The sequence below is a fragment of the Francisella sp. LA112445 genome, from assembly GCF_012224145.1.
Classification (GTDB): domain Bacteria; phylum Pseudomonadota; class Gammaproteobacteria; order Francisellales; family Francisellaceae; genus Francisella.
The window spans coordinates 1,212,145-1,225,351 of sequence record NZ_CP041030.1; the positions used below are offsets into that span (position 1 = coordinate 1,212,145).

Below are 13,207 nucleotides of genomic sequence, written 5' to 3' on the forward strand. Positions count from 1 at the left end.
TTGCCTATTAGCTAGTTGTTTTATTAAATAATTGTATAATACTCTCACAATATTAAGCAATACAGATACTTTTGATTCTTAGCTTAATTTGATCTTTTGTCAAAAAATTAAGATGGTTTGTTATATTAATGGATAAAAATAAAATAATTGCCTATACAATCGGCATAGTTTTTCTAATTGAACTAATTGATGGTTCAGCTCTAAACACCGCACTTCCTCAGATTGCCAATGACTTTCACGTAAATGCAATCACCCTTAAGGTAGCTGTAACTGTTTATCTACTAGCTTTAGGGCTATTTATCCCAGCATCAGGTTGGGTCTCAGATAAAATAGGTTGCAAAAAACTTCTTATCATATCTTTGATAGGATTTATAATTTCTTCTGTGGCTTGTGGATTATCAACAAATATTATTAGTTTAGTTATATTTAGGGCTTTCCAAGGTGCTTTTGGAGCATTTACAGCACCAGTTGCTCGTTTAGCAATGGTCAGAATATTTAAAAATGATAGATTAACAGCGATGTCAATAGTTGCTGTCATTGCCACACTAGGGCCTGTTATAGGACCTTTGTTCGGAGGCGCAATGACTACTTATATTAGCTGGAGAATGATTTTTTTTATTAATCTTCCTATTGTCTTAGCTTGTATAGTGTTAATAAGTATTTACTTACCAAACATTTCAACAATCAAAATTAGAAAATTTGACCTTAAAGGATTTTTAATCCTTGGATCATCAATTGCTTTATTAATGTTCTTTATAGATCTTATAATCGATACAAGTATACTCCCAAATATCAAATGGCTAATGCTTGTTATTGCAATAGTTCTTTTTATATTTTATCTACGTCATGCAACACTATTAAGTGATAATGCTGTCATTAACCTAAATATCTTTAAAAATAGCTGTTTTAAATATCTTACTATTATAAGTTCTACGACTCGACTTGTTATAATGGGAATGTCTTTCATTATTCCCCTATATTTACAAACAAAGCAAAACTTCTCTGCTTTTGAGTCTGGATTAGCATTAATGTTTTTTATAATGCCTGCTTGGTATGTTAAAAAAATAGTAAAAAAGGTTTTGATAAACTTACATTTTTATAAATTCTTCGTGATCAATCTTACTGTAATGGCTGTTACATATTTGAGTTTAGGAGTAATTTTTATCCATTTTAACTTTTTTGTATTCTCTGCCCTACTTGTAATAATTGGCATATGCTTTGGTATGTTTACAATTGTCTGTAACGCTGGAATATATAACTCTATTGAAAATGATGATCATATGAGTCCAGCAACAATAGTTAATAGTTCAATAATTCAACTTACAAACGCTTTTGCTATATCTTGGGCAAGTGTAGTTTTAGCAACTTTATCAGGAATTAAAAATATAAGTTTTGATTCTATTATATCTTCATCTGCTTTTGCATGGGTACAGGTTATATACTTTTTAGGCTTACTAACTATTTTGATTTATGTAGTTATTTGTAAACCTAATAATCTAAGTGAAATACCAACTTCTTAATTAAAGTAAATTTTTTAAATATTTACCAGTATATGACTTCTTGCACTTTATGATATCTTCAGGAGTTCCTTCAAATATAATCTGACCACCTTTATTACCACCTTCTGGACCTAAGTCAATAATCCAATCAGCCATTTTTATAACATCCAAATTATGTTCAATAATTACGACAGTGTTACCCTTATCACGCAGATCCATAATTACTTTTAAAAGCTGATGGATATCATAAAAATGCAAACCTGTAGTAGGCTCATCAAGTATATATAAAGTTTTACCTGTAGAACGTTTAGAAAGCTCTTTAGCTAGTTTTACACGCTGAGCTTCTCCTCCAGATAATGTAGTAGCGCTCTGACCTAGTTTAATATATGATAAGCCCACATTTACTAATGCTTGAAGCTTAGTTTTAATACTTGGAACAGCATCATAAAACACTAGAGCATCTTCAACAGTCATTTCTAAAACTTCGTAGATATTTTTACCCTTGTACTGTACTGATAATGTTTCACGGTTATAACGCTTACCTTCACAAACATCACATGCAACATATACATCTGCCAAAAAGTGCATCTCTACCTTAATAACACCATCACCTTGACAAGCCTCACATCTACCACCTCGAACATTAAAACTAAATCTACCTGCTGTATAGCCTCGAGATCTTGACTCTGCAGTAGCTGCAAATAACTCACGAATTGGTGTAAATACACCAGTATAAGTTGCAGGATTTGAACGTGGAGTTCTTCCAATTGGTGATTGATCAATATCAATAACTTTATCTAAATGATTAAAGCCTTTATGTGATTGATATTCCATTGGCACTAAAGTACTTCTATTTAGCAATCTTGATGCTAAAGGATATAGAGTTCTATTTATAAGTGTCGATTTACCAGAGCCTGAAACACCTGTTACACAAGTAAGTACTCCTATTGGAATTTTTAGATCATCACCTTGAAGATTATTCCCAGTAGCTCCCTTTATCTGCAAGTATCTATTTTTACTTGCTTTTAGGCGTTTTTGTGGCACTTCTATTTTTTTACGTCCACTAAGATAATCTGCCGTAAGAGATTTCTTATTACTAACGATAGTTTTATAGCTTCCCGCAGCTACAACTTCACCACCATGAACACCTGCCATTGGACCCATGTCAATTATATAATCAGCCTGACGAATAGCATCTTCATCATGCTCTACTACAATCACAGTATTTCCAAGGTTTTTTAAATTATGTAAAGCATCAAGTAGACGTTGATTATCTCTTTGATGAAGACCTATAGATGGTTCATCTAATATATACATAACTCCAACAAGACCAGCACCTATTTGACTTGCCAAACGAATACGCTGAGCTTCACCACCAGAGAGAGTATCTGCCTGTCGAGCAAGGCTTAAATACTCTAAACCTACATTTTCTAAAAACTGCACTCTTAACTTGATTTCTTTAAGTAAATTTTCAGCAATTACTTGCTGTTGACCAACAAACTCTAAGCCATCTAACCAATTTAATAGATCTTCTATCGATAAAGCACAAACATCTGCAATATTCTTATCAGCTATAAAGATATTCCTAGCATATTCATTAACTCTAGCACCATTACACGATTTACACGTAAGATTACTCATTAATTCATAAAGATCTTTTTTAACCATATCTGAATCAGATTCATAATATCTGCGCTCAAAATGTGGAATAACGCCTTCGAATGTCTTATTTCTAACTTGTCTACCGCCTCTTATCGAGTCAATAGTCATCTTAATCATCTCATCACCTGAGCCATATAAGACTATATCTTGAATTTTTTTCGGCAGTTTTTCAAAAGGCTCATCTAAAGAAAATTTATAATGCGCAGCTATAGATTCTAATTGGGAGTAATAATATTGATTCGCTTTATTCCATTTTACGATAGCGCCACTTTTTAAAGACAAACTAGGATCTATAATAATCTTTTTCTCATCAAAAAACTCTTTAACTCCTAGACCATCACAACTACTACATGCTCCTAAAGGACTATTAAATGAGAATATTCTAGGTGATAGTTCTTTTAGAGCGAAATTACATAAAGGACAAGCATGCTTTGATGAAAATAAAATATCTTCAGCATGTTCATCACTCATATTCACTAATCTAACAATACCTTCGCCCAAATCTAGAGCTGTCTCTATAGACTCTGCAATACGTTGTTGATTATCTTTTTTAGGTTTAAATCTATCAACCACAACATCAATATTATGCTTCTTATATCGATCTAATTCTGGATGATCTTCATCAAGGTTATAAAACTCATCATTAATTCGTACTCGAATATAACCTTGAGCTAATATCTTATCTAATAGTGTATGGTGAGTACCCTTTTTCTCTGAAACTACTGGTGCTAATATCATTAACCTAGAGTTATCATCAAACTCTAAAATTTTATCAACCATTTGACTTATGGTCTGAGCCTTTAATTCTATATGATGTGTTGGACATCTAGGCGTACCTGCTCGAGCAAAAAATACTCTTAAGTAATCATAAACTTCAGTAACTGTTCCAACTGTTGATCTAGGGTTATGAGAAGTTGTTTTTTGATCTATTGAGATAGCAGGTGAAAGTCCCTCGATATGCTCAACTTCTGGCTTATCCATCATTGATAAGAATTGTCTTGCATATGATGATAAAGACTCAACATATCTTCTTTGCCCTTCAGCATATAGTGTATCAAAAGCTAATGATGACTTACCCGAACCACTAAGCCCTGTAATAACAGTTAGTTTATCTCTAGGTATTTCAACATCAATATTTTTTAGATTATGGGTTTTTGCACCCTTAATGATAATTTTTTTCATAAAAGACTTTTTAGGGAACCACCGATTGTAGTAAGTATAAGTACTTAGAAATAAAAACTAATTTAATTCTAGCTACTTAGCTTAATAGTTTCACAAAATTTTATTCTAATATTTAAATTTGCAAAAAGCACATTAATTATAAGTAACTTTAAAGTAGTAGATTATTATCTATACTCTACTTCTACTATTTCGTATGTTACTTTACCTTTTGGAGTATCTAAAACAACCTCATCGCCCTCTTCTTTTTTTATTAAAGCACGAGCAAGTGGTGCTGCTACAGATATTTTATGATTATCAATATTTGCTTCATCTTCACCAACAATCTTATAAGTTGTTTCTTCTTCAGTATCAACATTCATAACTGTAACTGTTGATCCAAAGATAACCATACCATTAGCAGAAATTTTTGTCACATCAATAACTTGAGCATTTGAAAGCTTTGATTCGATATCTTTAATTCTACCTTCTATAATACCTTGTTTCTCTCTTGCAGCATGATATTCAGCGTTTTCTTTTAAGTCACCATGGTCACGCGCTTCAGCAATAGCTTCGATAATATTTGGTCTCTCAACTTTTTTAAGTTGATCTAGCTCTGCTCTTAAAGCTTGCTCTCCTGCTGGAGTCATAGGTATTCTACCATTAGTCATTGTTGTATTTCTCCTCTAATCAATAAACATAAAAACTATCCACAAGTATACAGTCCACCACCATCTTTAGTGTGACTATCTGTATAAACAACTCTACCTACTAAATTAATAACTAAAGCTGCTTGGTACTTGTTAGATTTATCACAATATGTAATATTTCCATTTCCTGTTGCCATAAACCCATTAGGACTAATTTTCACATAGCTTGGACTACCTGATAAATTAACAAAGAGATGTCCTCCATGCCCTTTAGGTAAATTCGCAATTATCTTATCATTTACACCATTATAAGTATCTGTACCATCATCACTCTCAAAAGCAACAAGAGGTTCATCATTCCATGATGTTGAATTTAAACAGCTAAAACTATTTTCATCTAACCTACCGTTTGAATCAAAGCTATCAGGCGTTGCTGCACAAACAATAACAGTTTTACTATCTGTGCGTGCCTTTATAACAGCAAATTCAATCATCTTTTGTAAGTTAGTAAGACGTGTTTCAGCAAATGTTTTATAGTAAAAGGTAAAGGAACTAATAGCAGCCATCATAAGTATTGTCATAATAGCAATAACTACCATAACCTCAACTAATGAAAAACCTTTCCTTTTACAAAAATTCATTCTCTAACTTTTAACCTTAGCTATAAGCTGCTTAGTTGACTCATCTAAATGTTTGTACTCATCAGATGAACCATCATCCATAGCTTTCAAAATATTCTTTCCTAGCTTTTTACCAAGTTCAACACCCCACTGGTCATAACTATTAATATCCCATAAAACACCCTGAACAAATATTTTATGCTCATATAATGCTATTAGCTGTCCTAATGAATATGGGCTTAGCTCTTCCAATAGAATAGTTGTGCTTGGCCTATTACCTGGTATTACTTTGTGAGGTGCTAACTCTTTAGCTTCAGATTCACTTAAACCAGATTTTAAGAGCTCATTATAAACCATATTATACGATTGTCCAAACATTAGTGCTTGAGACTGAGCAAAACAGTTAGCAAGTAAAGCCTGTTGGTGATTTTCATAATTATGATGACTATTTGCAACAGCTATAAAATCTACCGGAATAAAAACATTACCTTGATGCAGCAATTGATGAAATGCATGCTGTCCATTTGTCCCAACACCGCCCCACAGAACTACCCCAGTTTGATAGTCAACAGCTTGCCCTTGTAAATCTACAGACTTGCCATTACTTTCCATATCAGCCTGCTGAAGGTAGTCTACAAAGTAACACAATCTTTCATCATACGGTAATAATGCTTGAGACTGGCTATTATAAGCACATGAGTAATAACTACCTAATAATCCCATTATCACTGGAATATTTTTGCTAAAATCAGCTTCTTTAAAATGCTTATCTACAGAATATGCACCAGCTAATAATTTCTCGAAATTATCATAACCTATAGCAAAAGCTATCGACATACCTATTGATGACCATAATGAATAACGACCACCAACCCAATCCCACATTTTATAGCAATGCTCTAGATCTATACCAAACTCTGCAACTTTATCTAGTTTACTTGATATCGCAACAAAATGATTAGCAACTGCTTTTGAATCCTCATAATGATCAAGCAGCCACTCCCTAGCAGATATCGAGTTTAAAAGAGTCTCCTCTGTAGAGAAGGACTTCGAAGCAACTATAAATAAAGTAGTTTCTGGGTCAACTACATGTAGAGCCTGTAATAAAGAGTCAGCATCAACATTTGAAACAAAATGCACTTTAAGACCAGTACAATGATAAGGTTGCAAAGCTCTAACCACCATCTTAGGCCCTAAATCAGAACCTCCAATGCCAATATTTACAATATCTGTAATTTTTTTACCAGAAAAACCTTTCCAACTTCCAGATGTAACTTTTTCAACAAGCTCTTTCACACGTTGTTTTTCTTGTTTGACTTCTTGACGAATATCTTGACCATCTACAATTAAAGGGGTATTTGAAAAATCACGTAATGCCGTATGTAACACAGCTCTATCTTCAGTAGAGTTGATTTTCTCACCTATAAACATTTGTGAGATTTTCTCTTTAAGCTTAGACTTTTCAGCAGAATCTACTAAAGTTGCTAAAATTTTCTCGTTAATAAGATTCTTTGAAAAATCAAAATATACACCATCATAATTCAAAGACAGCTTATTGACTCTATCACTATCTTTTTCAAATTCTGTTTTTAAATTAACATCTTGTTGCTTTAGCTGCTTTTTAGCTTCATTACAAAATAGCATTTATCTATCCTTATATTTTGCATGCGATATAAACAATAAAATATCTCCAGAAGAATACGTTATATTTACCGTATCTTCTATGGCATAATTTCTTGCACCTGTACTAGTATTTATACTTAAGCTTTCACCACTTAACGGATACTTTAAACCATTATAATATATATCTTCTGCAGATCCAAAAGGCATCACTGAAAACATTCTGCCTATTACCTCTTTTATAGAAAAATTCTTAGGAATAAAAAAGTATCTAGAATATATATCGATAAATTCTATATTTATTTTTTTTATATAATTCTTCGCTATAGAAATATTACATAAGAAATGATCCATTTCTCCTTCAGAGGCTCCAAATACAAATACCTTTGAAGCTCCTTGTGAGATTATATAATTAAGAGATTTTTCGAAATCTGTAGAATATTGATCCTCATCAATTAAAAACAAATCATCATCAGATACACTGAATGAATCAAAATCACCAATAACTTTCTTAATTTTTGTATTTAACATTTGAGAACTTTTTATCTTCTGATATGCACCATCTGCACAGAAGATACTCAAATTACAAAAATTATCTTGTATATACTTTTCACAAAACGCTAAATCAACTTTACCATTTAGAAATAGTATAGCTTGAGACATAAAACTCGCACCTTTACTTTACTTTATTATATTCTAATCATACAAACCACACTATATTTCAAATGTAGCTGTGATTAAACAAGTTTACGCAACCATATTTACTTGAATACTTATCCAAGGAATTTCACAACTCTTGAGTGTAAAACATCCATTTCTTTAGGAATAAGTTTTGAGAAATTAATAAATCCATGCACTAAACTATCAAAATGATAATGTTGAACCTCAACATCATGTCTAAGAAGTCTTTCAGCGAATAATAACCCTTCATCTTTAAGCGGATCATATCCTGCTGTCATAACCAAAGTACGAGGCATATTTTCTAGCTTCTTTATATAAAAAGGAGAAATCTCTGGAGAACGTTTATCCATTCCTTCTGGAACATATAATTCAGAATACCACATAGTTTTTGCTTTAGTTAGAATATAACCACTTTCAAAATCATCTAATGATTTAGTCGGCATATGAGATAAATCAACAGATGGATATAAAATAATATTATTTGCTACTTTTACTTTATCTGCTCGTAAAAGATTATGCGTCGCTAGGACAGTTAAATTAGCTCCTGCACTATCTCCCATCATCGTAAATTCTTTTCTGGATATACCAAACTTCTTAGAATGTTTGAAGACATGCTCAGCAACACACTCAACATCATTTAAGCCTGCTGGGAACTTATGCTCTGGAGCAAGTCTATAATCTACAGAAAATACAACTCTATTAGTTGTCAAAGCAAGTTTTCTACAAAAAGCATCAAATGAGTCTAGAGTTCCTGAAACAAATCCACCACCATGAGAAAAGACTATTGCTTTTAATTTCTCTTGAGTATTGGGATTATATACTCTAACAGGGATATCGTGCCCATCCTGATGAGCTATTTCAATATGCTCAACACTTTCAATAGGCTCTTTTACATAACTGTATAAATTCAAAGAAGCTGCTGCTTTTCTAGTTGCTTCAAGATCTTTTCTATTTCCTTCACGGTCAAACTTACCAATAAATGTTAGAAGGTCTTGAAGCTTTGGAGGAATTGCTTTAATACCACCATATAGATCTGGGACCTTCTTAAGTACTTCCGCTTCTCTTGCTTTCTCATGCTTCGAGTTATCTTTAGCTATGACTTTTAGCCATGCTTTTTTACTTGGAGCTAGGGATTCAATTGGTGTCGATAGATATCTTGCGATTCCAAGCTCGTGACAATCATTCTCAGCATAAAATGGCAAATTATTTACTAACCATTTAACTAAAGTCTCTGCCTTTGAATTATTAGTCTCTCTAATTTCTAAAACATTATATAAATTTCTAACATCATATGACCACGGCACATAGTCAACAATGAAGTTACAACTTATATAATTAAGACCTGCTTCCCTTGCTAATGCAAACTCTGGGAAAGCAGTCATTCCTATAACTCCTCCACCCATACTTTGAAAACATTTTGCATCCATTATCGTAGGAAACTGAGGTCCTTCAATACAAACATAACTCTGTTTAAAATGAATATTAAAATCAAATTCTTCTTTCTTTTCTCTAATCTCTTCAGCAATACTTTCTGTAATTGGTTTTGATAAGGATACGTAGTTTAATAACCCCTGCTCACAGAATGTAAATTCACGTAAAGATTTTGTTCTATCTATAAACTGATATGGGATAACCATATCACCAGGTTTTAGTTCATCTCTTAAACTTCTGACTGAAGATAATGCAATAATTGAAGTTGCTCCATATTTCTTTAGAGCATAGATATTTGCTTTGTAGTTTATCTGATGTGGCAATATACTTTCTTCTAGCCCTGTTCTATTTAAGAACAAAGCTTCTGTGCCTTCTATTTTTATCTTAAACAACCCATTTGAACATAACCCAAAGGGAGTCTCTCTAGATAGCTCTTCTATAATTTCAAAATCATCAAAAGACTCAAAACCACTACTTCCTACAATTGCCCACATATTTTTATATACCTAAAATCTTGTTTCTATAATCTTATTATCACCACAAAAAAGCTCAATTTTAAACTTATCTCCAGCATTTACCACACCAACACCCTTAGGTGTACCTGTCATTAGTAGATCATTTTCACATATTGAAATATCATTATCTTTTAAGAATTTAATAATTTGATCAGGTTTATACATCATTAAATCATAATTACCCTGCTGAATAAGAATATCATTTTTATATGCTCTAAAACTTAGATTTGATACCTCACTCTCTGATATCTCGACAAAAGCACCAACTACAGCACTATTATCAAAAGCCTTTGCTAATTCCCAAGGTAAGCCTTTAGCTTTAAGTTTTGATTGTAAGTCCCTATCAGTTAAATCTAACCCCACTCCAACTGCCTTTATCTTAGAGTTATTATCAAAACTAAAAACCATCTCACATTCATAATGAGTTTCTCTTTTATTTGATAGCTTTAAGGTATTAGAAATACTTGAATTTGGTTTCAGAAATATAACTGGACTTTCAGGGATTTCATTATCTAGTTCATGGATATGTTCAACATAGTTTCGTCCAACACATATCACTTTTGATTTTGAGATGTCTATATTCATAATTACCTATAATTTAAAGTCTTCTCCTAAGTATACCTTTCTAACAGTCTCATCTTCAAGAACCTCTTCTGGAGTACCAGCTGCTAACATATTACCAGCATTAACGATATATGCTCTTTCACAAATATCAAGAGTTTCACGTACGTTGTGGTCAGTAATTAACACACCGATACCTCGATCTTTTAGATGTCGTACAACTTCTTTAATCTCTATCACTGAAACTGGGTCGACCCCAGCAAATGGTTCATCAAGGAGAATAAACTTAGGATCCATAGCTAAGGCTCTAGCTATCTCAACTCTTCTTCTCTCACCACCGGAAAGTGCCATACCTAGACTTTTACGAATATGTTGAATACTAAACTCATCTAATAGCTCATTTAATTTCTCATCAATCTGATTTTTACTTAGATCTTTGCGTGTTTCTAAAATAGCTACAATATTATCTTCAACACTTAGTTTTCTAAAAACAGAAGCTTCTTGTGGCAAATAACCTAATCCTCTTCTAGCCCTTAGATGAATAGGCATCTTTGTAACATCTTCACTTCCCATACGGACTTTTCCACGAGTTGCCGCAACTAATCCAACAATCATATAGAAAGATGTTGTTTTACCAGCGCCGTTTGGACCTAATAAGCCAACAATCTCACCTGTTGAAACTTTCATAGAAACGTTATTCACAACCCAACGAGAGCCATACTTTTTACCTAGTCTTTTTGCTTCTAATGTATATTTTTCCATCTTAAACCTATAATCATTTTTAAAGTACGTCAACTATGCTACTTTTTTGAGTTTTTTTAGAATCACCTTTATGATAATCAGAAATTGGTGTCAATCCTGTATTAATTTTAGTTGCCTTTGTTACGCCCTCTAGTACAATCGTTGAACGTCTATTTCTACTTCCTGGAATCGAAACTAAATCATGTTTTATATCATAGATAATTTTTTCACCTTTATACCTATTACCATGTTGAGTAACTTTTGCTTTTTTATCTAGTTCTAAATCTTTTTTCACAACATTATATATAATTTTCTTAGCAACACCTGTAACAGGTCCTCGGGTAATTCTCTCACTATCAATAAAGTTTGGCGAAGAGTTTGTCGGATATGTATAGAACTGTGATCTATCAAGACCCTCAGATTCCATAGTTAATGTTTTAACTTTTTTATCTTTATTTAACTGCACAACAAGCTTCTGACCAGAAATGAAGTTACATTCTTTTTCACTAGCACAAAGCTTTTTAGCCTCTTCTAGCCATTTTTCTTGTAACTGCTCAAAAGAGTATTTTTTATCACGCTCAAAATATTCTATACCTTTTTTTAGTACCTGTGGCTTATGACATAAGATATGTTTATGATGAATTTGCATAACAAAGACATTATCATAATATGTCAATCTGTTCTCATTTGAATCATATACAGCCCTATCAGAGCAGATAGTTATTGGTCCATATTCTTTTAGAACATTATCAACTGAATTGTTCTCTTTCTCGTTTGCTGTAACGTTATCTTCTTTTACAACAGCATTAGTATTAACAGCAAATGAAGTGTTAAATAATGAAAATAATCCTAGAGCAACTAGCATTAATTTAGCTTGACGCATAGTAGCTCCTTACATCTTGATTAAGGTTAATAATCTTTGATTCTGCATTACCTTTAACTCCAACACCGGTCGTGTTATTACCAGTTTTAGGATCATACATTTTAACAAAATTATTGTTATAAAAATCTTTTGTGTCACTATTATAGTACATCTCTGAAGTTTTTATATATATCTTACTTGGAGAGTATTTACTATCATCTGAAGGTGTTTGTCCTTTATTATCATCTGTTTTCTTCTTTGAAAACATAATAGCATCTACACCACCATATAGATGAATTAGATTTTCGTTAGTTTCTTTACTTGAAAATCCATATTTAGATTTAACTTGCCAAGTCTTCTTACCTGTTTCTTTCTTATAACTTTTTTCAATAAGATCCGTCATTTTGACGTCTTGGTTAGTATACTGCTCTAACTTTTCAGAAATGAAGTTTGTTTTCAGATCACCTTCTTTATCATACTCATTATAGTGAAAATTATAAGCAGTTAGTTCAACTCTACTTTTAATTTTTTCTTTGGCATCAGGCCTTATACCACCTTCAAGAGCTTTATAACTTATATAAAGTATTGAAACAACTACCACTACAATTGAAACAGTATTTGCAAAGAAGGAATATTTAGTAAAAAATCTCATTATCTTTTATCTTACTCCACCAAACTCAACAAAATCTTTAAGCACTTTATCATAAAAACCTAATTGTTTTATCAAGTATTCACAAAACTCACGTGCAGCTCCATCACCGCCATTATGATAGCAAACATAGTCAGCATAATTTTTTACGATATCAATCGAATCTGCTGGAGCTGCTGAAACACCTACTTTATTCATTAAAGTTATATCTGGCAAATCATCGCCTATATATGCAATATTCTCATCACCAAGGTTATACCTTTCTTTTAATATCTCATAAGCTTTAAGCTTATTTTTCTGTCCTTGAAATATATCTTCAGATCTCAATCCTAAACTTGTAAACCTATCCGCTACAATTTGAGAGCTTTTCCCTGTAATAATAGCAACTTTTAGTCCTAGTTTTTGCAATAAGACTAGGCCCAAACCATCTTTGACATTAAAATTCTTGTACTCATTACCATCATTAGAAATAATTATCTTACCATCTGTTAATACACCATCAACATCAAGTATCAATAATCTAATATTTTTTGACTTATTTATTTTCATTTATCTAAC

12 protein-coding genes are annotated in these 13,207 nt (G+C 32.3%); 1 reads left to right on the plus strand and 11 read right to left on the minus strand.

Features of this window, described 5'->3' with window-relative positions:
* The first annotated feature begins 128 nt into the window (after window positions 1-128).
* Window positions 129-1,520: an MFS transporter gene (locus FIP56_RS05900; protein WP_192578017.1), complete on the plus strand. Its 1,392-nt coding sequence runs from the start codon at window positions 129-131 to the stop codon at window positions 1,518-1,520.
* Here FIP56_RS05900 and uvrA read toward each other — a convergent pair whose 3' ends face one another.
* From uvrA to FIP56_RS05955, 11 genes are all read right to left on the minus strand, one after another.
* Window positions 1,521-4,343: an excinuclease ABC subunit UvrA gene (gene uvrA / locus FIP56_RS05905; protein ID WP_192578018.1), complete on the minus strand. Its 2,823-nt coding sequence runs from the start codon at window positions 4,341-4,343 to the stop codon at window positions 1,521-1,523.
* Window positions 4,344-4,507: 164 nt separating this feature from the next.
* Window positions 4,508-4,990, minus strand: coding sequence for a transcription elongation factor GreA (gene greA / locus FIP56_RS05910; protein ID WP_192578019.1), 483 nt, complete (start codon window positions 4,988-4,990; stop codon window positions 4,508-4,510).
* A 35-nt stretch (window positions 4,991-5,025) separates the two neighbouring features.
* Complete coding sequence (locus FIP56_RS05915; RefSeq protein ID WP_192578020.1) at window positions 5,026-5,610, minus strand: GspH/FimT family pseudopilin; 585 nt, start codon at window positions 5,608-5,610, stop codon at window positions 5,026-5,028.
* A 3-nt stretch (window positions 5,611-5,613) separates the two neighbouring features.
* Window positions 5,614-7,233: a glucose-6-phosphate isomerase gene (pgi, locus tag FIP56_RS05920; protein ID WP_192578021.1), complete on the minus strand. Its 1,620-nt coding sequence runs from the start codon at window positions 7,231-7,233 to the stop codon at window positions 5,614-5,616.
* The gene (locus FIP56_RS05925) at window positions 7,234-7,872 is read right to left on the minus strand and encodes a thiamine diphosphokinase (RefSeq protein WP_192578022.1); all 639 of its coding nucleotides are present in this window, start codon (window positions 7,870-7,872) and stop codon (window positions 7,234-7,236) included. It abuts the gene before it with no gap.
* 110 nt (window positions 7,873-7,982) lie between these two features.
* Window positions 7,983-9,815, minus strand: coding sequence for an alpha/beta hydrolase fold domain-containing protein (locus FIP56_RS05930; protein ID WP_192578023.1), 1,833 nt, complete (start codon window positions 9,813-9,815; stop codon window positions 7,983-7,985).
* Window positions 9,816-9,827: 12 nt separating this feature from the next.
* Complete coding sequence (locus FIP56_RS05935; RefSeq protein ID WP_192578024.1) at window positions 9,828-10,421, minus strand: fumarylacetoacetate hydrolase family protein; 594 nt, start codon at window positions 10,419-10,421, stop codon at window positions 9,828-9,830.
* A gap of 6 nt (window positions 10,422-10,427) precedes the next feature.
* Entirely contained in the window at window positions 10,428-11,159 is a 732-nt protein-coding gene (gene lptB / locus FIP56_RS05940) for an LPS export ABC transporter ATP-binding protein (RefSeq protein WP_192578025.1), read from the minus strand.
* Window positions 11,160-11,178: 19 nt separating this feature from the next.
* Complete coding sequence (locus tag FIP56_RS05945) at window positions 11,179-12,021, minus strand: LptA/OstA family protein (RefSeq protein ID WP_192578026.1); 843 nt, start codon at window positions 12,019-12,021, stop codon at window positions 11,179-11,181.
* A complete protein-coding gene (gene lptC / locus FIP56_RS05950; protein ID WP_192578027.1) occupies window positions 12,008-12,652 on the minus strand; it encodes an LPS export ABC transporter periplasmic protein LptC in 645 nt (214 codons plus the stop codon). The genes FIP56_RS05945 and lptC overlap by 14 nt, the downstream gene beginning before the upstream one ends.
* 6 nt (window positions 12,653-12,658) lie before the next feature.
* Window positions 12,659-13,198, minus strand: coding sequence for an HAD-IIIA family hydrolase (locus FIP56_RS05955; protein ID WP_192578028.1), 540 nt, complete (start codon window positions 13,196-13,198; stop codon window positions 12,659-12,661).
* Window positions 13,199-13,207: the final 9 nt, after the last annotated feature.

Bases quoted from the DNA above. Each gene is read 5' to 3' on its own strand.
- FIP56_RS05900 (WP_192578017.1), top strand. From the start codon at position 129: ATGGATAAAAATAAAATAATTGCCTATACAATCGGCATAGTTTTTCTA.
- uvrA (WP_192578018.1), bottom strand. From the start codon at position 4,343: ATGAAAAAAATTATCATTAAGGGTGCAAAAACCCATAATCTAAAAAAT.
- greA (WP_192578019.1), bottom strand. From the start codon at position 4,990: ATGACTAATGGTAGAATACCTATGACTCCAGCAGGAGAGCAAGCTTTA.
- FIP56_RS05915 (WP_192578020.1), bottom strand. From the start codon at position 5,610: ATGAATTTTTGTAAAAGGAAAGGTTTTTCATTAGTTGAGGTTATGGTA.
- pgi (WP_192578021.1), bottom strand. From the start codon at position 7,233: ATGCTATTTTGTAATGAAGCTAAAAAGCAGCTAAAGCAACAAGATGTT.
- FIP56_RS05925 (WP_192578022.1), bottom strand. From the start codon at position 7,872: ATGTCTCAAGCTATACTATTTCTAAATGGTAAAGTTGATTTAGCGTTT.
- FIP56_RS05930 (WP_192578023.1), bottom strand. From the start codon at position 9,815: ATGTGGGCAATTGTAGGAAGTAGTGGTTTTGAGTCTTTTGATGATTTT.
- FIP56_RS05935 (WP_192578024.1), bottom strand. From the start codon at position 10,421: ATGAATATAGACATCTCAAAATCAAAAGTGATATGTGTTGGACGAAAC.
- lptB (WP_192578025.1), bottom strand. From the start codon at position 11,159: ATGGAAAAATATACATTAGAAGCAAAAAGACTAGGTAAAAAGTATGGC.
- FIP56_RS05945 (WP_192578026.1), bottom strand. From the start codon at position 12,021: ATGCGTCAAGCTAAATTAATGCTAGTTGCTCTAGGATTATTTTCATTA.
- lptC (WP_192578027.1), bottom strand. From the start codon at position 12,652: ATGAGATTTTTTACTAAATATTCCTTCTTTGCAAATACTGTTTCAATT.
- FIP56_RS05955 (WP_192578028.1), bottom strand. From the start codon at position 13,198: ATGAAAATAAATAAGTCAAAAAATATTAGATTATTGATACTTGATGTT.